Source organism: Pseudomonas sp. PICF6, assembly GCF_009831705.1.
Taxonomy (GTDB): Bacteria; Pseudomonadota; Gammaproteobacteria; order Pseudomonadales; family Pseudomonadaceae; genus Aquipseudomonas; species Aquipseudomonas rhizophila.
The window spans coordinates 234,858-254,806 of the sequence record NZ_WUUD01000033.1; the positions used below are offsets into that span (position 1 = coordinate 234,858).

The following is a 19,949-nucleotide window of genomic DNA, read 5'->3' on the forward strand; positions in this document are numbered from 1 at the left end:
GGGAGCAAGGCTTGCTCCCACACCCCCCTAGCCCCAGGAAACAGGCATTATTTCTTGTAGGCCTGCTGCCCCCACGCCAGCAAGCCTTCCAGCAATTCCCTGAGCACCACCTGGGTCGGTTCCGCCAGATCCGCACGGTAGTTGAACGGCTCGAACTCTTCCATGTAGGTGCTCTGGCACAGTTCCAGTTGCACCGCGTGGATGTCCTCAGCCGGGTTGCCGTAGTGCCGCGTGATATGTCCGCCCTTGAAACGTCCGTTGAGCACGTGGGTAAATTCGCCGTGGCGGGCGCAGATGGCTTCGAGCTGGCTGGCCAGCGCCGGGGCGCAACTGGCGCCGTTGAAGGTGCCGAGGTTGAAGTCCGGCAACTTGCCGTCGAACAGGTGTGGGATCACCGAACGGATCGAGTGGGCGTCGAACAGCAAGGCATAGCCGAATTCGGCCTTGAGCCGCGCCAGTTCCTGCCGCAGGGTCTGGTGGTAAGGCACCCAGATCTGTTGCAGATAAGTCGCCCGCTCCGCGGCGGACGGCTCCAGCCCCTGGCGAAACAACGGTACGCCATCGAACAGGATCGAAGGATACAAACCGGTGGTGGCACCGACGTACATCGGCTTGTCATCGTCGGGGCGGTTCAGATCGATCACAAACCGTGAATATTCAGCGGCCAGGGTGCTGGCGCCCAGTTCGGTGGCGAACTCGTAAAGCTTGGGAATATGCCAGTCGGTGTCCGGCAAGCTCTGGGCCTCAGGGATCAAACCAGCCTTCACCGCCGGGGTCAGGCGCAGGCCGGCGTGGGGCATGCTGATCAACAGCGGCACGCGCCCTTGCTTGAAATTCAGGACCTTCTCCACAACCGTTCTCCTTAATCGATTTCCACGCCGTGACGCACGACGCGTTTATCCAGATCGCCACCCAGCCAGTACGACAGGTCGGCCGGGCGGTCGATGTGCCAGGCGACAAAGTCCGCGACTTTGCCGACTTCCAGCGAACCGTGAGTGGCAGCCATGCCCAAGGCCTGGGCCGCATGAATCGTCGCCCCCGCCAGAGCCTCCTCAGGGGTCATGCGAAAGCAGGTGCAGGCCATGTTCAACATCAAGCGCAACGACAGCGCCGGCGAGGTGCCGGGGTTGAGGTCGCTGGCCACGGCGATCTTCACGCCGTGCTTGCGCAGGGCATCCATGGGCGGCAGCTGGGTTTCGCGCAGGAAATAAAATGCCCCCGGCAGCAGCACCGCCACCGTGCCGGATTCGGCCATGGCCCTGGCGTCGTCCTCGGTCATGAATTCCAGATGATCGGCCGACAGCGCCTGATAACGGGCCGCCAGGCTTGAACCGTGCAGCGACGACAATTGTTCAGCGTGCAGCTTCACCGGCAGGCCCAGTTGTTGGGCGGTGATAAACACCCGTTCGACCTGCGCCGGGGAAAACGCCAGGTACTCGCAAAATGCATCCACCGCATCCACCAACCCTTCGGCGGCGAGGGCCGGGAGCATTTCGGTGCAAATGTGCTCGATGTAGTCATCGGCGCGATCAGCGTATTCCGGTGGCAAGGCGTGGGCCGCCAGGCACGTGCTGCGCACGCTGACCGGCAGCTGTTCACCCAGGCGACGGATGACCCGCAGGATCTTGCGTTCGCTGGCCAGGTCCAGGCCGTAGCCGGATTTGATTTCCACCGTGGTCACGCCATCGCGCATCAGGCTTTTCAGGCGTTTGGCGGCGCTGTTGAACAGTTCATCTTCGCTGGCGGCCCGGGTAGCGCGCACGGTGCTGGCGATGCCCCCGCCGGCCGCTGCGATCTCGGCGTAGCTGACGCCCTGCAGGCGCTGTTCGAATTCACCGCTGCGGTTGCCGCCGAACACCGTGTGGGTGTGACAGTCGATCAGCCCAGGAGTGACCCAGGCGCCCTTGAGGTCGTTGACGGCCGGATAGTCACCGGCCGGCAGCTCGGCGCGCGGGCCGATCCATTGAATCAGCTCGCCGTGGGTGACGATGGCGGCGTCTTCGATGATCGAGTAGACGCCCTGGGCCATGGTGGCGGCGTGGCAGTTTTGCCAGAGGGTTTTCATCCCGGTTTCCTCGAATTATTGAAGATCGAATCGCGAGCAGGCTCGCTCCCACAAGGACTTCTGGTGTACCGGGGCTCTACACCACCCCCTGTGGGAGCGAGCTTGCTCGCGATGAGGTCCTTACAGGCTCGGCAACAACTGCGCCGTGACCAGTTCATTCAGGCAACGACTGGCCAACAACTCGCTCGCCGCATTGATGTCCGGCGCGAAGAACCGGTCTTTCTCATAGAACGGCACTTCTGCGCGCAAGAGGGCGCGGGCCTGCTCCAGCTTGGCAGAGGTCTTCAAACCGCCGCGCAGATCCAGCCCCTGGCACGCCGCCAGCCATTCCACCGCCAGAATCCCCCGGGTGTTCTCGGCCATTTCCCACAGCCGCTTACCGGCGGCGGGGGCCATGGACACGTGGTCTTCCTGGTTGGCCGAAGTCGGCAGGCTGTCCACCGAATGGGGATGGGACAACGCCTTGTTTTCGCTGGCCAGGGCAGCAGCGGTGACCTGGGCGATCATGAAGCCGGAGTTCACCCCGCCATTGGCCACCAGAAACGGCGGCAGTTGCGACATGTGCTTGTCCATCATCAGCGAAATACGCCGCTCACTCAGCGAACCGATTTCGGCGATTGCCAGGGCCATGTTGTCAGCGGCCATTGCCACCGGCTCGGCGTGGAAGTTGCCACCGGAAATCACGTCGCCCTCGGCGGCGAACACCAGCGGGTTATCCGATACGGCGTTGGCTTCGATCACCAGCACCTCAGCGGCCTGGCGGAACTGGGTCAGACAGGCGCCCATCACTTGTGGCTGGCAGCGCAGGGAATACGGGTCCTGGACCTTGTCGCAATTCTGGTGGGAAGCGGAGACTTCGCTGCGCTCGCCCAGCAGATCGCGATAAGCAGCGGCGGCATCGATCTGGCCTTTCTGGCCGCGCGCGGCGTGAATACGCGCATCGAATGGCGAACGCGAACCGAGCACCGCTTCTACCGTCAAGCTGCCCAGAGCCAGGGCGCCGGCGAACAGGTCTTCGCCTTCGAACAGGCCACGCAAGGCAAACGCCGTGGACACCTGGGTGCCGTTGAGCAGCGCCAGTCCTTCTTTGGCAGCCAGGGTCAGCGGCGCAAGGCCGGCCACTTTCAGCGCTTCGACAGCCGGCAACCATTCACCTTTGTAACGGGCCTTGCCTTCGCCCAACAGCACCAGGGACATGTGGGCCAGCGGCGCCAGATCACCCGAAGCGCCGACCGAGCCTTTCAACGGAATGTGTGGATAGACCTCGGCATTGATCAGCGCAATCAGCGCATCGATCACCTGCCGACGGATGCCGGAAAAACCCCGGCTCAGACTATTGACCTTGAGCACCATGACCAACCGCACCAGCGCATCGCTGATCGGCTCGCCCACGCCAGCGGCATGGGACAGCACCAGAGAGCGTTGCAGGTTTTCCAGGTCTTCACTGGCGATGCGGGTCGAGGCCAGCAGACCAAATCCGGTGTTGATGCCGTAGGCCGTGCGATTCTCGGCGAGAATCTGCTCCACGCAGGCGACGCTGGCTTCGATCTGCGCCGACGCGCTGGCGTCGAGGCTCAGGGTCACGGGTTGCTGATAGATGTCACGCAATTGAGCCAGGCTCAATTGGCCGGGAATCAGGTTTAAGGCAGTCATGTATTGCTCCTTTTGAGAGTTTTGTTTTCACCCGCCAGTCGCTCCGGAATGTTCCGTTATCCGTCACCCTCGCCTTTTGGACGGTGGATGCCTTGGCACGCTGGCGGTTTTTTGATCAATTCAAATTCGGTAAAGCGTTGTGCAACACGGCTGGATCTTTAAGCAGCGCGGCAGCGCTGGCGATGTCCGGCGCCAGCCAGCGGTCCTGGTCGTAGGCCGGCACATGCTCACGCAGCAGTTTCCAGGCAACGTCAGTGCCGGCACCGAAGCGTTGCGTCTTGAGAAACTCAAAAGCCTGGGCGGCCAGCAGGTATTCGATGGCGAGGATCTGCGTGCAGTTTTCCAACGCCCGGTGCAGCTTCAGGGCGGCGTTGGTGCCCATGCTCAGGTGATCTTCCTGCAAGCCCGAGGTGACAAAGTTGTCGAGCACCGCCGGCTGGGCCAGCTGGCGATTTTCCGCACACAGCGACGCGGCGACGTATTGCACGATCATCATCCCCGAATTTACCCCGGGGTTGGCCACCAGAAAGGCCGGCAGGCCGCTGACGTGGGGGTTGATCAAACGGTCGAGACGACGTTCGGCGATGGAGCCGATTTCGGCCATGGCAATCGCCAGCAGATCCGCCGCCAAAGCCACCGACTGACCGTGGGGGTTGGCCTGGGACATGACCCGGAAGCTCTCGGGCGTGCCCAACAACAGCGGGTTATCGGTGCTGGCGTTGAGTTCGGTTTCGATCTGTTGCCGGGCATGGGCCAGTTGGTCGCGAGCGGCACCGTGGACCTGAGGAATCGAGCGGATGCTCAACGCATCCTGGGTGCGAATGCCCAGGCTCGAAGCGATGACTTCGCTGCCGTCCAACAGTGCTCGCAAGTTGACGCCGACCTGTTGCATGCCAGGGTGCGGCTTGAGGGCGATGATCTGGGCATCGAACGCCGCGATCTGCCCGCGCTGGGCCTCGAAGCTCATGGCGCCGATCACGTCGGCCCATTGCAGCAGCCGCGTCGCATCGGCCAGGGCCAGGCAACTGAAGCCGGTCATGCACGGCGTGCCGTTGACCAGGCACAAACCGTCCTTGGCCCCCAGTTGCACCGGTTGCAAGCCCTCTGCGGCCAGAGCCTGTTGCGCCGAGACGATTTGCCCGCGATAGCTGACATTGCCAACGCCCAACAACGCGATGCTGATATGGGCCATGTGGGTCAGGTAGCCCACCGAACCCTGGGACGGCACTTGCGGGGTGATGCCGCGATTGAGCAGCGCCAGCAGGGCTTCGACCACCCGGCGATGAATGCCGGACTTGCCCTGGCTGTAGTTGAGGATGGCCGCGCAGACAATCGCCCGGGTCTGTTCATCGGCCAGCGGCGCGCCAACGCCACAGGCATGGCTGAGCAGTGTGTTGCGCGACAATTGGCTGAGCTGTTCGTCCTTGAGCGAGACATTGCACAGGGCACCCAGGCCGGTGTTGACGCCATAAGCGCGCTCGCCGCTTTCGACGATGCGCTGGACGATGGCCTGGGCATTGTCGATCCGCGCCCAGGCCTGGGCCGACAGCTCAAGCTCGGCACCGAAGCGGGCGACGGCGACCACATCCTGCCAACGCAACGGCGCGTCGGCGATTACGATTTTTTCAGCCTGGGACATCTTCAACCTCATGCCTATAACCTGAACATTGATGCAGCTTTACCGGCGCCATCGCGAGCAGGCTCGCTCCCACAGGGATTTGCTTTGGACACAAAATGGGGTGAACAAAAAAGACCCCATTGTGGGAGCGAGCCTGCTCGCGATGGGAGCAGCCCAGCCACCACAAATCCCTCAAACCACCGCAGCCCTGCGCTGCACAAACCGATCAACATACTCATCCGCCGGCGAGTGCAGGATCTCTCGGGGTGTGCCGACCTGGATCAGCTTGCCATCCTTGAGAATCGCGATGCGGTTGCCGATGCGCACGGCTTCGTCGAGGTCGTGGGTGATGAACACGATGGTCTTGTGCAGGGTCTTTTGCAGTTCCAGCAACTGGTCCTGCATTTCCGCGCGGATCAGCGGGTCGAGGGCGCTGAACGCTTCGTCCATCAGGATGATGTCGGTATCCGCCGCCAAGGCACGGGCCAGGCCCACGCGCTGGCGCATGCCGCCGGAGAGCTGGTGCGGATATTTGTTCTCGTAGCCCTTCAGGCCCACGGTGTTGATCCAGTGCAGCGCACGCTCAGTGCAGACCTGCTTGCTCTCGCCACGCACTTTCAAGCCATAGGCGACGTTGTCCAGCACGCTCTTGTGGGGCAACAGGCCGAAGCTCTGGAACACCATGCTGATCTTGTGCCGGCGAAATTCGCGCAGGGCTTCCATGTCCAGTTGCAGAATGTCTTCGCCGTCCACCAGGATCGCGCCGCTGGTAGGATCGATCAGCCGGTTGAAGTGGCGCACTAAAGTGGACTTGCCGGAGCCGGAAAGCCCCATGATCACGAAGATCTCACCGGTGCCAATGCTCAACGACAAGTCGTTCACACCGACCACGCAACCGGTTTCGGCCAGCACCTGGTCCTTGGTCTTGTTCTGGCGGATCAGCTCCAAAGCCTCCTTGGAGCGATTGCCGAAAATCTTGAAGACGTTCTTGACTTCGATCTTGCTGATGGCTGCGTTGTTCATTTGCTCACCTCATGCCGAGGACGACCATAGGCCTGGGTAATGCGGTCGATGACCACGGCGAGAATCACGATCGCCAGCCCGGCTTCCAGGCCGCGTCCGACGTTGAGGGTCTGGATGCCCACCAGGACATCTTCGCCCAGGCCACGGGCGCCGATCATCGAAGCGATTACGACCATCGACAGGGCCATCATGGTGGTCTGGTTGATCCCGGCCATGATGCTTGGCAGGGCCAGGGGCAGTTGCACGCCGAACAGCTGTTGCCAACGGTTGGCGCCGAACGCATTGATGGCTTCCATCACTTCGCCGTCCACCTGGCGAATGCCCAGGTCGGTCAGGCGAATCAATGGCGGCGCGGCGTAGATCACCGTGGCGAAAATCGCCGGGACCTTGCCCAGGCCAAACAGCATCAATACCGGAATCAGGTACACGAAGCTCGGCATGGTTTGCATGATGTCCAACAACGGCATCAACACCGAACGCAGGCGATTGCTGCGGGCCGAGAGGATGCCCAGCGGAATGCCGATCAACACCGAAATAAATGTCGCCACCAGCATCAGGGCGAGGGTCTGCATCAGTTTGTCCCACAGGCCCACCGCGCCCACCAGGAACAGCAGGCCGACAATCACCGCCGTAGTCGCGACCTTGCGGGTGGCGTGCCAGGCAATGCCGCCGACGATGGCCAGCATCAACCACCAGGGTGCCATGCGCAGCAGGCCTTCGAGGTTGACGATGGCCCACAGCAAGGTGTCGGAAATGTGCCGGAACACATCGCCGTAGTTGGTCACCAGGGAGTCGACCCAACTGTTGACCCAGTCGGCGATGGAGAAGGTAAAGCTTTCGGGAAACATAAGAGACTCTCGATCAAGTGGATGCAGTGAACGTCCCGGCCAGCCCTAGGGTTGGCCGGGTGTATTCGACCTACAGAGCCGCGTCGATTTTCTTGGCCGCGTCTTCACTGACCCAGGCGTGCCAGACTTCAGGATGTTCCTTCAGGAAGATCTTCGCCAGTTTCGGCGACTCGATCCGCTCCTTGGCCATGCGCCCGAGGTTCTGGTTCAGGATATCGATGGGCAGATTGACCTTTTCCAGCACCGCCACCAGTTCAGGCGCTTCGTCGTGGAAGGTCTTGGACAGGCCGACCTTGATGGTCACGCTTTTGTCCACGCCCGGTTTTTCTTCCAGTTTCACCAGGTCCACCTGACCCATGAGCGGGGTTGGCGACCAGTAGTAGAACAGGATCGGCTCGCCGCGCTTGTAGCTCGACAGCACCGCCGCATCCAGGGCCGGACCGGTGCCGGGGCGGAAGTTGGTGTAGGTTTTTTCCAGGCCATAGCTTTTCAGCATTTCGCTGTTGTCCAGCTCACAGGTCCAGCCGGCCGGGCAGTTATAGAAGCGGCCCTTGGATGGCTCTTCCTGGTCCTTGAACACAGCGGCGTACTGGCCCAGGTCGGCGATGTTCTTCAGGCCCGGCGCCTTGGCTTCAAGCTTACGCTTGGCGTCACCCTCGATCACATAGCGCGGCACGTACCAGCCTTCGATGGCACCCACCACCGGGGCGCCGACGCCGACAACCTTGCCGGCCTTCTCGGCCTTGTTCCAGACTTCACTGCGACCGACCCATTCTTCGGCGAACACCTGAATATCGTTGCTGCTCAAGGCGTTCTCCATGGTGATGGAGTTGCCTGGCAGACTGTCGGTCTTGCAGCCGTAGCCTTTTTCCAGCACCACTTGCATGACGTCGGTCAGCAACATGCCGCTTTCCCAGTTCAGACCGGCGAATTTCACCGGCTTGCCCGACTCGCACCAACCCGCCGCTTGCGTGGCGCCGGCACTGGCCAGCAGGCCCATGCAAAGCAATGTGGTCAGCAGGGTCTTGTTCGATTTCATTATGTGACGCTCCTAATCAGTGAATTGGCTTACGGCAGTCAAGAGGCATCCAGCCCTGTCAACATCCCATCAGGCCGCTTGGATGCGACCCGCCCTGCTCGGTTGTGCGTCAACCGCGTCCTGCTCGACCGGCAGGATCAATTGATCGGGTACAGCGCTGTGCCACTTCCTGGCGGCGAGGTAATACAGCACCGCCGGAACCACCAGGCCGATGATCCAGGAAATATCCACACCACCCATGGCTTCCACCAGCGGACCGGTATAGAACTTGGTGGCGATGAACGGCAGTTGAACCAGTACACCGAAGACATAGACGCTGATACCAAGGGCATTCCAACGACCGTAGCGACCGTTCGGGTCGGCCAGCGCCGGCACGTCATAGCGCTCGCGAGTGATGCAGTAGTAGTCCACCAGATTGATCGCGCTCCAAGGCGTAAAGAACGCCAGCAAGAACAGGATGAAAGACTTGAACGCACCGAGGAACGAGTGCTGACCGAGCAGCGCGATCAGGGTCGCCGCGCCGACGATGACCAGCACGAAGCCTAGACGCTGCAAGCGCGTGACGTTCAGGTGACCCCGAAAACCACTGATGATGGTCGCAATGCACATGAAGCTGCCGTAGGAGTTCAGCGTGGAGATAGTGACCTTGCCAAAAGCGATGCTGAAGTACAGCAGCGCAGCGGTGGCACCGGTACCACCCAGGCCAACGATGTAGGCCACTTCGTGACCCGCGAACTGCCCATTGGCCGAGGCGGCGGCAAACACGCCAAGGATCATCGCCACCTGCGCGCCGATGACTGAACCTGCGCCTGCGGCAAAAAAGGTTTTCACCGAGGAAGTCTTGCTCGGCAGGTAACGCGAATAGTCCGCCACGTAGGGGCCGAAGGCGATCTGCCAGGAAGCCGCGAGCGACACCGCAAGCAGGAAACTGCTCCAGCTGAAATGGCGGATTTGCAGGAGTGCGCCAACGTCCGTCTGGCTCATCAGGCGAGCGAACAGGTAAACAAAGGCGATCACACCAATGACGCTGGCGACACGGCCAATGAAGTGAATCACCCGATAACCGAGCACCGTGACCAGCACGATGGTACTGGCGAAAATGAGGATGCCGACACTGTCGCTGACACCAAACAACTGGCCCAGCGCCTGGCCGGAAAGCACGGTTCCGGTTGCGGTGAAACCCAGGTACATCAGGCACACCAGCACGATCGGGATGGCCGCGCCGTACACACCGAACTGCACCCGGCTGGAGATCATCTGCGGCAGGCCAAGCTTGGGCCCTTGCGCGGCATGCAACGCCATGACGCCACCGCCGAGCAGTTGGCCGATCAGCAAACCGATCAACGACCAGAACACATCACCACCCAGCACCACCGCCAATGCGCCGGTGACAATGGCAGTGATTTGCAGGTTGGCACCCATCCAGAGGGTGAACTGGCTCAACAATCGGCCGTGTCTCTCCGCTTCCGGTATGTAGTCGATCGAACGCCTCTCGATCAACGGCTTGCTGCTTGCGCGTGTGCGGGTGACGGCCATGGTTCAACCTCTGTGGATTGTCCTAGTTCGAGCGTTGCTTTTTTGTGGGAGCGAGCCTGCTCGCGATGGCGGCCTATCAGCCAACACAAGTGTTGAATGTGCCGGCCACATCGCGAGCAAGCTCGCTCCCACATGGGCTCCGGGGTTACTTGCCGGTGATCATCGGCAGGTTCAGCCCCTGTTCCTTGGCGCAATCAATCGCGATCTGATAGCCAGCATCAGCATGACGCATCACCCCAGTACCCGGATCGTTGTGCAGCACGCGGGCAATTCGCTCGGCCGCTTCGTCGGTGCCGTCGCAGACAATGACCATGCCCGAATGCTGGGAGAAGCCCATGCCGACGCCGCCGCCATGGTGCAGCGACACCCAGGTCGCGCCGCTGGCGGTGTTGAGCAAAGCGTTGAGCAACGGCCAATCGGACACGGCATCGGAACCGTCCTGCATGGCTTCGGTTTCGCGGTTGGGGCTGGCCACGGAACCGGAGTCCAGGTGGTCGCGACCGATCACGATAGGGGCCGACAATTCGCCGCTGCGCACCATTTCGTTGAACGCCAGGCCCAGCTTGGCACGCTGGCCCAGGCCGACCCAGCAGATACGCGCCGGCAGACCCTGGAAGCTGATGCGCTCGCGGGCCATGTCCAGCCAGTTGTGCAGATGGGCGTCGTCGGGGATCAGTTCCTTGACCTTGGCGTCGGTCTTGTAAATGTCCTGCGGGTCGCCCGACAGCGCAGCCCAGCGGAACGGGCCGATGCCACGGCAGAACAGCGGACGGATATACGCCGGTACGAACCCTGGGAAATCGAAGGCATTTTCGACGCCCTCTTCCTGGGCCATCTGACGGATGTTGTTGCCGTAGTCGAAGGTCGGCACGCCCATTTTCTGGAAGGCCAGCATGGCTTTGACGTGGACGGCCATCGATTGTTTGGCCGCTTTGACCACGGCAGCAGGCTCAGTCTTGGCGCGGGCGCGGTACTCGTCCCAGGTCCAGCCGGCCGGCAGGTAACCGTTGAGCGGGTCGTGGGCGCTGGTCTGGTCGGTAACCATGTCCGGGCGCACACCGCGACGGACCATTTCCGGCAGGATTTCGGCGGCGTTGCCACAGAGCGCGATGGAGATCGCCTTGCCTTCTGCGGTGTATTTCTCGATACGGGCCAGCGCGTCGTCCAGATCAGTGGCCTGTTCGTCGACATAACGAGTCTTGAGGCGGAAATCGATGCTCACCTGCTGGCATTCGATGTTCAGCGAGCAAGCGCCGGCCAGGGTCGCGGCCAACGGCTGCGCACCGCCCATGCCGCCCAGGCCGGCCGTGAGGACCCAGCGCCCCTTGAGGTTGGCGTCGTAATGCTGGCGACCGGCCTCGACGAAGGTCTCGTAGGTGCCTTGGACAATGCCCTGGCTGCCGATGTAGATCCAGCTGCCGGCGGTCATCTGGCCGTACATGGCCAGGCCCTTGGCGTCCAGTTCGTTGAAGTGTTCCCAACTGGCCCAGTGCGGCACCAGGTTGGAGTTGGCGATCAACACGCGAGGAGCGTTGCTGTGGGTTTTGAACACGCCCACCGGCTTGCCGGATTGCACCAGCAGGGTTTCGTCGTCGTTGAGGTTGGTCAGGCTTTCGACGATCTTGTCGTAGCACTCCCAGTTACGCGCCGCACGGCCGATGCCACCGTAAACCACCAGTTCCTTAGGGTTCTCGGCCACTTCGGGGTCGAGGTTGTTCATCAACATGCGCAGCGGCGCTTCGGTCAGCCAGCTCTTGGCGGTCAGGGTGTTACCGCGTGGGGCACGGATTTCAACGTCACGGTATTTTTCGGGTTTGCGGGTAGCGTCGGTCACAGCAAGAACTCCTCAGCGATCAATCCAGACCAGCCCAGGCAATGGGCGCGATTTCCAGGCACGTTACGTTGAGCAATGGTGACTCATACGCATACGTCTTTACTTGTATGTACAAGCATATGCAATCAGGCGGCCAACTTGATGAATGCGTGCCCAAGGAAAACGACGAGCATGGTTGTGAGTCCCGTAATTAAAGGGCTCTAGCGGAAAATGAAATTTCTGAAGGGGATTTTTGGTACTGGAAGGAAGGGCCAATAAAGCGTGGCGTTGCGCCACGCTGGGGCATTCGGTAACAAGTTGGTGCGAGTAGAAGGAACAACGATCAGGCTTTTTGTGGCGAGGGGGCTTGCTCCCGCTGGGGTGCGAAGCAGCCCTATATTTTTTGCGACTGCTGCGCAGTCGAGCGGGAGCAAGCTCCCTCGCCACAATGGCCTACACGTCTGAGGTCAGTGAGCAGTCAGCTCGATCACACAGCACTGGCCAGCAGTTGATATCTCCAGCAATCCGGTGTTACCGCTCAGTTGCAGGCAGTCGTAAAGCCCCAGTGCCTCGACAGCCGTATCAATCTTGACCCTCAGCGTCGGAGCCGCACTGAACACCAACACCGTCCCCGCCTCACTGAAAAACCGCTGCTGGCCGCCCATCCACTGCAACCGCGCGCGGTAACGCAGTGGCGCGTAGATCAGGTTGAAATCACGAATCGGCCCGCCCAGCAACGTACAGTGCACATGGCTCTCGCCGTTGAATGCAAAAGGGTCCAGCGGATGCAAAGCCCGCGTAACCTGACCATCGACGTTCAGCGTCATGCCGTCACCCTGCAAGACACTGATGACCCGCTCGTAACCGGCGAAGCTGGAAAAGCCACCCGACTCAGCAATATCGGCAATCGACAGGCGCCAGCCGAAACCGTCCAGGCCGGTACCCGCATCACGGGTAATTTCTTCGGTGCTGCCGCCGCCGTTTTTCCATGGCATGCGTGGATAATCGGCGGCGCGCAGAACTTTCATCTGCTTGATCATTTATGAAAGCGTCCTTCCAGACGATGACGGGAACCGGGGTGAATCAGGCGCGCGGCGGTTACCGGCTGACGCCCCGACCAGGTGCGGCGGCGAATCAACAGGCATGGCTCGCCCCGTTCGATCTGCAGCAGCTTGCACTCGCTCGCCTCAGCGAGAATCGCTTCAACCACGTGCTCGCCTTCGGTCAGCGGCGCAACCTGATTGAGGTAGGCGTAGGGCGTTTGCAGGGTGAAGTCCTGCTTGAGGTAGTCCGGGGCCACCAGGGCATTGACGAAACGGTCCTCGATTTGCACGGGGATGTCGTTTTCGAAATGAACGATCAGCGAATGGAATACCTTCTGGCCTTCGCGCATGTCCAGGGCCAGGGCGCGCTCGGAACCGGCGGCCTCTTCCTCCAGTGTGATGACCTTGCACGTATGGCGATGGCCTCGGGAGGCGATCTCGTCGGCAATGTTATGCACTTCGAACAACGCCGACTGGCTCTTGGGCTCGGCCACGAAGGTGCCGACGCCCTGCATGCGCACCAACAGGCCGTCGGCGGTCATCTCACGCAGGGCACGGTTGATGGTCATGCGGCTGAAACCCAGTTGGCTGACCAGTTCGCTTTCCGATGGCACGCGGTAATGCGGCGGCCAGTTTCCACTGTCGATCTGCTGGGTGATCATCAGTTTGACGCGGGCGTACAAGGGCGCCGGACTGTCGCCCATGTTTGCGGCCAGCGGCGGTTTGGCAGGCGGAGTCGGCACGGCGGTTCCTTGTTCTGCAAAAGAAGGGTGCTAGCTTGCCGGAGTTTACCGGGCAGGCAAACGTCTGTATATGTATATACAAATTACGCACGATGAGGTTGAACCATGTCCGCCTTCTTTGCCGAACGCGCGCTGCTGCCTAGTGGATGGGCCCATGATGTACGTTTTGAAGTCGACGCCAGCGGCGTCTTGACTCATATCCAGGCCGATTCCCAGGCAAACGGCGCCGAACGGCTGGGCGGGCCACTGTTGCCTGGCATGCCGAACCTGCACTCCCACGCCTTCCAGCGGGCCATGGCCGGGCTGGCGGAAGTGGCGGGCAACCCCAACGACAGTTTCTGGACCTGGCGCGACCTGATGTACCGCCTCGTCGGAAAAATCAGCCCCGATCAGCTCGGCATCATCGCCCGACAGCTGTACATCGAAATGCTCAAGGCCGGTTACACCTCGGTCGCCGAATTCCATTATGTACACCACGACACCGACGGCACGCCTTACGCCGACCCGGCGGAACTGGCCCTGCGCATCAGCCAGGCCGCCAGCGCCGCCGGCATCGGCCTGACCCTGCTGCCGGTGCTCTACAGCCATTCCGGTTTCGGTGGCCAGGCCCCCAATGACGGGCAACGTCGATTCATCAACAGCACCGAAAACTACTTGAAACTTCAGTCACGCTTGCAGCCGATCCTGGCCGGGCAACCAGCCCAGGCGCTGGGTTTGTGTTTCCACTCGCTGCGCGCCGTGACCCCCGGGCAAATCCAGGAAGTGCTGGCCGCCAGCGACCGCCATTGCCCGGTGCACATCCACATTGCCGAGCAGCAAAAGGAAGTCGACGACTGCCTGAGCTGGAGTGGCGCCCGACCGCTGCAATGGCTGTACGAAAACACCGAGGTGGATCAGCGCTGGTGCCTGGTCCACGCCACCCACGCCAATGCTCACGAAGTCAGCCTCATGGCCAGGAGCCAGGCGATTGCCGGCCTGTGCCTGACCACCGAAGCCAACCTGGGTGACGGGATTTTCCCGGCCGTGGATTTCCTCGCCCAGGGCGGACGTCTTGGGATCGGTTCCGACAGCCATGTGTCGTTGAGCGTGGTGGAAGAGCTGCGTTGGCTGGAATACGGCCAGCGCCTGCGAGATCAACGGCGCAACCGCTTGTATCGGGCCGATCAACCGATGGTCGGGCGCACCTTGTTCGATGCCGCGCTGCAAGGGGGTGCCCAGGCGTTGGGACAACCGGTCGGCGCCCTCGAAGTTGGCAAGCGCGCCGACTGGCTGGTGCTCGATGGCAACGATCCGTACCTGGCCAGCGCCAACGGCGATGGGATTCTCAATCGCTGGCTGTTTGCCGGCGCAGATCGTCAGGTGCGGGATGTGATGGTTGGCGGGCAATGGGTCGTGCGTGACGGGCATCATGCCGGGGAGGAGGACAGTGCGCGGGCGTTTACTCAAGTCTTGCGCGAACTGTTGGGTTGACCACAAAACTGTGGGAGCGAGCCTGCTCGCGATGGCGGTCTATCAGTCAACATCTGTGTTGAATGTGACGACCTCATCGCGAGCAGGCTCGCTCCCACATTTGATCGGTGACTATCAATCCGAAGTCTTGGCCATCTGCCGATCCGAGGCACGCCAGATCAACCGTGTTGTGTCGTAACCCTGCTGGCGCGCCTTACTCAGCAGTTCTTCGCGCACAACGCCATTGACCGTCGGGGTTCGGGACAGCAACCACATGTAGCGACGACTCGGGTCACCGACGATGGCGGTCTTGTAATCATCGCTGACATACAGGACCCAGTATTGCCCCTTCGCCACACCCGGCACGATCCGCGAAAACCAGTTATCAAACTCGACCCAGAGCTTGTCGGTCTTGCCCGGCACTTGAGGCGTTGCAGTGCCCCTGGCTTCTTCCCACTGCCAGTCCGAGGTCAGGCAGCGGTTGAACACATCCACATTGCCGTCAGGCTTGAGGGTGTAGTGGGCTTCCGATTGCGCGCAGTTGCGCTGGAAGTACATCGGTAGACGGGCCAACTCGTACCAGGTCCCTTGGTAACGCTTGAGGTCGACGCTGTTGACAGTCTTTGGCGCCAACGGGTCTTCGCCAGAAGTGGCACAGCCAGCCAATACCAGGCCGGCAAAAAGCACTAACAATAACCGCATCATTATTTTTCTCCCGCGGGCCGGTGGCCCCGGTTTACTTCAGGCCTTGGCCGGAAAACATCAACACTTTGTCACCGGCGTACTGCACGCTGATAAAGCTCTTCTGGTCGCCCCAGGTGCAACTGGACATGCCGAGCGCGCCCGAACAATCGGTCGGTTTCCCCAACAACGCTTCGACTTCGGCCTTGGGCATGCCGGCAGACAGTTTCGAATAGTTTTCCTGGTTGACCTTGCTGCATGCCGTCAACAAGACGCACAAGGACAACAGGGCGATAGATCGCAGCGACATGGTGTAACTCCTGGAACGGAAGGGGGTGGCAGGGTGCCAACCAGAACCTTAGAAGAGAAAACCCCTATCTGGTTCCCCGACAGACCCAGTATTTGTTGGGCTTTGGGCCGGTGTTTCATGGATGAATCAACCCGTTTGTGACGCCGTCGTGTATTTCGTCGGGATTAGCCTGCACGCGCCTGATTCAAAGCGCTTTGGAGCCGATAAAAAGAGCAGCGCGATGCCAGGTGTTATGGCAAATTGACGCCCCTTCCTGACCAGCTCCTCTGCGGTAGCGTTCTTAATGACCAGAAACATGAAATTCAGCCACAAAATCCTGCTGGCTGCTGCGCTCGTGGTAGCCGTTGCATTCGCCTGCTTCATCCTGTTCAACGACTACCGTCAGCGCCAGGGCTTGCAAGCCAGCACCGAGACCTCCATGCAGGAGCTCGGCAGCCTGACCAGCCGCAACATTCAAACCTGGGTCGAAGGCCGCACCCAATTGCTGCAATCGTTGGCCCAGCAGATTGCCGTGGACGGCAGCAGTGCCGATAGTCTCAAGCGCGCCGTGGGCCTACCGGCCTACACCGGCAACTTCCAGCTCAGCTATTTCGGTGGCACCGACGGCGTGATGTTCTCGGTACCGGCCGGCAATCGTGCGGCCGACTACGATCCCCGCGCCCGTGGCTGGTACAAGGCCGCCAACAGCGCCCAACAAACCATCGTCACCGAACCCTACATCGCCGCCTCGTCGGGCAAACTGGTAATAACCGTCGCCACCCCGGTACAACATCAGAACCAGATGATCGGCGTGGCCGGTGCGGACATCGACCTGTCCAGCGTCAGCGCCATCATCAACTCGCTGAATTTTGGCGGCCACGGCCATGCGTTCATCGTCAGCGCCGACGGCAAGATCCTCATCCACCCCGACAGCAAGCGCGTGCTCAAGACCCTGGCCGAGGCCTACCCTGACGGCGCACTGCACGTCAGCCCAGGCATGAAAGAAGTCGAGCTCGACGGCAAGACTCAATACCTCTCCTTCACGCGGGTCAACGGCGTACCGGGGGCCGACTGGTACGTGGCGCTGGTGCTCGACAAGAACACTGCCCTGGCGATGCTCAGCGAGTTCCGTACTTCGGCGCTGATCGCCATGGTGATTGCCGTGGTATTCATCATCGCCCTGCTGGGCATGCTGATCCGCGTGCTGATGCAACCGCTGCTGACCATGGGCCGCGCCATGCATGACATCGCCGAAGGCGAAGGCGACCTGACACGCCGTCTGACCATCCACGGCCAGGACGAATTCGGCGCTCTGGGCACGTCGTTCAACCGTTTCGTGGAGCGTATTCACACGTCGATCCGCGAAGTGGCCTCGGCCACCGGTCTGGTCAACGAAGTCGCACTGCGTGTGGTCAGCGCGTCAAACTCGTCGATGGTCAATTCCGATCAGCAGGCTTCACGCACCAGCAGCGTGGCCGCGGCGATCAACCAGCTCGGTGCCGCCGCCCAGGAAATCGCCCAGAACGCCGCCCTCGCCTCGCAACATTCCAGCGATGCCCGCAGCCTGGCCGAAGACGGTCAACACGTGGTGGATAAAACCATCACCGCCATGCAGCAGTTGTCCGCCAAGATCAGCGATTCGTGCGGCAACATCGAAACCCTGAACAACAATACGGTGAACATCGGCCAGATCCTTGAGGTGATTACCAGCATTTCCCAGCAGACCAACCTGCTCGCCCTGAACGCCGCCATCGAAGCCGCCCGGGCCGGTGAAGCCGGTCGCGGCTTCGCGGTGGTGGCCGATGAAGTGCGCAACCTGGCTCATCGCACCCAGGATTCGGCGCAGCAGGTGCAGAAGATGATCGAGGAGCTGCAAGTCGGCGCCCGGGAAGCGGTCCTGACCATGACCGACAGCCAGCGCCAGAGCGAAAGCAGCGTCGGCATCGCCAACCAGGCCGGCGAACGCCTGGGCAGCGTGACCCAGCGCATCGGTGAAATCGACGGCATGAACCAGTCCGTGGCCACCGCCACAGAAGAGCAGACCGCCGTGGTGGAATCGATCAACGTCGACATCACCGAAATCAACACGCTGAACCAGGAAGGCGTGGAAAACCTGCAAGCGACATTGCGGGCCTGTGCCGACCTTGAACAGCAAGCGGCGCGGTTGAAGCAGTTGGTGGGTAGTTTCCGAATCTAGTGCCCGGGCGGGCCCATCGCGAGCAGGCTCGCTCCCACACCGATCTCTGCCGGACACAAAATCCGCGATCACCAAAGATCAACTGTGGGAGCGAGCCTGCTCGCGATGGCGATAGTAGCCGCAACGCAATCTAGAACCTGGACCCAGGCCTGTTCAAAAACTCGATTTCATCAGCCGTGGACTCACGCCCCAACACCGCATTGCGATGGGGGAAACGTCCAAACTGCGCAATGATCTTCTGATGCCGCTCGGCGTAATCCAGGTTGTCTTCGAACACCGCCCGATCCGCCTCGGGCTGCTCGCGGGTCAGTTCGATGAAACGGGACACCGCTTCATTCTGCACCGCCAGGTTTTCGCAATGTTCGAGCACCAGGTAGATGAACACCCGCTGGATAGGTTCGAGTTGCCGGTCGAAACCCGCCGCCATGCCTTGGGCCACCAGCGCTTGGGCACGCAGGTCACCGGAAAAAGCCTTGGGGGAATCGCGAAAGATCATCCGCGGGAGCTGATCAAGCAGCAGCACCAGAGCCAGCCAGCCTTCGGGGCGTTGCGCCCAGTCGGTCAATCCGCCGGCCAGTGCCTGCTCGACCTGATCGCCGAAGCGCTCGTGCGCTTGGCGATCATGCCGTTTGCCGAACCACAGCTTGCCCTTGTCAGCGGCTATTTCGTCCGGCGATTTGGCTGAGCCAAACCACCAATCGAGCAACGGCTGCCAGGGCTGGGCCATGATTTATTCCTTGTGGTAGGCCGTGGCGCGGGCGACTTCTTCCTTCGAGCCAAGGAACACCGCCACACGCTGGTGCAGGCCTTCGGGCTGGATGTCGAGAATACGCTGGTGACCGTCAGTGGACGCACCGCCAGCCTGTTCCACCAGGAACGACATCGGGTTGGCTTCGTACATCAGACGCAGTTTGCCCGGCTTGGACGGCTCGCGGCTGTCGCGCGGGTACATGAACAGACCGCCACGGGTCAGGATGCGGTGTACGTCCGCGACCATCGCGGCGACCCAGCGCATGTTGTAGTTCTTTTTCAGCGGACCTTCTTCACCGGCCAGCAATTCGCCCACGTAGCGTTGTACCGGGGCTTCCCAGTGACGCTGATTGGACATGTTGATGGCGAATTCCTGGGTGGTTTCAGGAATGGTGATGTCTTCGTGGGTCAGAACGAAGCTGCCCATCTCACGGTCCAGCGTGAAGCCTTTGACGCCGTCGCCCAGGGTCAGCACCAGCATGGTCTGCGGGCCATAGATGGCATAACCGGCGGCGACCTGTTCGGTGCCTGGCTGCAGGAACGCCTTTTCATTCAAGGCTTCATTCTGGCTCAGGTATTCGTTCGGGCAACGCAATACCGAGAAGATGGTGCCCACTGGCGCGTTGATATCGATGTTCGACGAACCGTCCAGTGGGTCGAACACCAGCAGGTAAGCACCCTTGGGGTATTTGCCTGGGATCTGGTAGGCGTTGTCCATTTCCTCGGACGCCATGCCGGCCAGGTGGCCGCCCCATTCGTTGGCTTCGAGCAGAATTTCGTTAGAGAGCACGTCGAGCTTCTTCTGCACTTCGCCCTGCACGTTTTCGGTGCCCATGCTGCCCAGGACACCACCCAGGGCGCCTTTGGATACGGCGTGGCTGATCTCCTTGCATGCACGCGCCACCACTTCGATCAAAAAGCGCAGATCGGCAGGGGTGTTGTTGCTGCGGGTCTGCTCAATCAAATAGCGACTCAAGGTAACGCGGGACATGGACGGCTCCGAAGAATAGGGGGCGGAAAAACCTGCGCAGTTTAGCGCGAGTCGGGACTTAATTCCTCCTATGAGACGGGGAATGGAGGATTGAGTTCACGGGGTCGCGCCTCGCTTGGGTATTTCTGTTGTCGATAGGACGCTATCGCGAGCAGGCTCGCTCCCACATTTGATCTTCTGCGGACACAGTTTTTGTATACGACATAAATCC

The 19,949-nt window shown here is 61.1% G+C and carries 17 protein-coding genes; 2 read left to right on the top strand and 15 right to left on the bottom strand.

Annotation, left to right across the window (positions count from 1 at the left end; all coding sequences use genetic code 11):
• Positions 1–47 precede the first annotated feature (47 nt).
• The 11 genes from hutG to hutC all read right to left on the bottom strand — a co-directional run bounded on the left by hutG (position 48) and on the right by hutC (position 13,342).
• Positions 48–851, bottom strand: coding sequence for an N-formylglutamate deformylase (gene hutG, locus GSM73_RS23790; RefSeq protein WP_160893988.1), 804 nt, complete (start codon positions 849–851; stop codon positions 48–50).
• Between the two features lie 11 nt (positions 852–862).
• A complete protein-coding gene (hutI, locus tag GSM73_RS23795) occupies positions 863–2,065 on the bottom strand; it encodes an imidazolonepropionase (protein WP_160893990.1) in 1,203 nt (400 codons plus the stop codon).
• Positions 2,066–2,185: 120 nt separating this feature from the next.
• The gene (gene hutH, locus GSM73_RS23800; RefSeq protein ID WP_047226936.1) at positions 2,186–3,718 is read right to left on the bottom strand and encodes a histidine ammonia-lyase; all 1,533 of its coding nucleotides are present in this window, start codon (positions 3,716–3,718) and stop codon (positions 2,186–2,188) included.
• Positions 3,719–3,833: 115 nt separating this feature from the next.
• Positions 3,834–5,357, bottom strand: a complete 1,524-nt coding sequence (gene hutH / locus GSM73_RS23805) for a histidine ammonia-lyase (RefSeq protein WP_160894084.1) — start codon at positions 5,355–5,357, stop codon at positions 3,834–3,836.
• A 171-nt stretch (positions 5,358–5,528) separates the two neighbouring features.
• Positions 5,529–6,359, bottom strand: a complete 831-nt coding sequence (locus GSM73_RS23810; RefSeq protein ID WP_052915294.1) for a glycine betaine/L-proline ABC transporter ATP-binding protein — start codon at positions 6,357–6,359, stop codon at positions 5,529–5,531.
• Complete coding sequence (locus tag GSM73_RS23815) at positions 6,356–7,207, bottom strand: proline/glycine betaine ABC transporter permease (protein WP_047226934.1); 852 nt, start codon at positions 7,205–7,207, stop codon at positions 6,356–6,358. Before GSM73_RS23815 ends, GSM73_RS23810 begins: the two co-directional genes overlap by 4 nt.
• Before the next feature lie 70 nt (positions 7,208–7,277).
• The gene (locus GSM73_RS23820) at positions 7,278–8,246 is read right to left on the bottom strand and encodes an ABC transporter substrate-binding protein (RefSeq protein ID WP_047226933.1); all 969 of its coding nucleotides are present in this window, start codon (positions 8,244–8,246) and stop codon (positions 7,278–7,280) included.
• Between the two features lie 69 nt (positions 8,247–8,315).
• On the bottom strand, positions 8,316–9,782 hold the full coding sequence (locus tag GSM73_RS23825) for a cytosine permease (RefSeq protein ID WP_076383360.1): 1,467 nt from the start codon (positions 9,780–9,782) through the stop codon (positions 8,316–8,318).
• Between the two features lie 145 nt (positions 9,783–9,927).
• On the bottom strand, positions 9,928–11,616 hold the full coding sequence (gene hutU / locus GSM73_RS23830; RefSeq protein WP_047226931.1) for a urocanate hydratase: 1,689 nt from the start codon (positions 11,614–11,616) through the stop codon (positions 9,928–9,930).
• 446 nt (positions 11,617–12,062) lie between these two features.
• Positions 12,063–12,632, bottom strand: a complete 570-nt coding sequence (locus GSM73_RS23835; RefSeq protein WP_107323306.1) for a HutD family protein — start codon at positions 12,630–12,632, stop codon at positions 12,063–12,065.
• Positions 12,632–13,342, bottom strand: a complete 711-nt coding sequence (gene hutC / locus GSM73_RS23840; RefSeq protein ID WP_178129683.1) for a histidine utilization repressor — start codon at positions 13,340–13,342, stop codon at positions 12,632–12,634. The genes GSM73_RS23835 and hutC overlap by 1 nt, the downstream gene beginning before the upstream one ends.
• 144 nt (positions 13,343–13,486) lie before the next feature.
• Here hutC and GSM73_RS23845 point away from each other — a divergent pair, with 144 nt between their 5' ends.
• A complete protein-coding gene (locus GSM73_RS23845) occupies positions 13,487–14,851 on the top strand; it encodes a formimidoylglutamate deiminase (RefSeq protein ID WP_160893994.1) in 1,365 nt (454 codons plus the stop codon).
• Positions 14,852–14,965: 114 nt separating this feature from the next.
• Here GSM73_RS23845 and GSM73_RS23850 read toward each other — a convergent pair whose 3' ends face one another.
• Both GSM73_RS23850 and GSM73_RS23855 read right to left on the bottom strand, forming a co-directional pair.
• Complete coding sequence (locus GSM73_RS23850; protein ID WP_047226927.1) at positions 14,966–15,535, bottom strand: lipocalin family protein; 570 nt, start codon at positions 15,533–15,535, stop codon at positions 14,966–14,968.
• Between the two features lie 31 nt (positions 15,536–15,566).
• Complete coding sequence (locus tag GSM73_RS23855) at positions 15,567–15,821, bottom strand: lipoprotein (protein WP_047226926.1); 255 nt, start codon at positions 15,819–15,821, stop codon at positions 15,567–15,569.
• 283 nt (positions 15,822–16,104) lie between these two features.
• Between GSM73_RS23855 and GSM73_RS23860 the strand changes: the two genes are divergently transcribed.
• A complete protein-coding gene (locus GSM73_RS23860) occupies positions 16,105–17,997 on the top strand; it encodes a methyl-accepting chemotaxis protein (protein WP_197685214.1) in 1,893 nt (630 codons plus the stop codon).
• 130 nt (positions 17,998–18,127) lie between these two features.
• Here the strand turns inward: GSM73_RS23860 and GSM73_RS23865 are convergent, their stop codons facing one another.
• Together GSM73_RS23865 and GSM73_RS23870 are read right to left on the bottom strand one after the other, a co-directional pair.
• Positions 18,128–18,724: a DUF924 family protein gene (locus tag GSM73_RS23865; RefSeq protein WP_160893996.1), complete on the bottom strand. Its 597-nt coding sequence runs from the start codon at positions 18,722–18,724 to the stop codon at positions 18,128–18,130.
• 3 nt (positions 18,725–18,727) lie between these two features.
• The gene (locus tag GSM73_RS23870) at positions 18,728–19,738 is read right to left on the bottom strand and encodes a class 1 fructose-bisphosphatase (RefSeq protein ID WP_047226923.1); all 1,011 of its coding nucleotides are present in this window, start codon (positions 19,736–19,738) and stop codon (positions 18,728–18,730) included.
• Between the last annotated feature and the right edge of the window lie 211 nt (positions 19,739–19,949).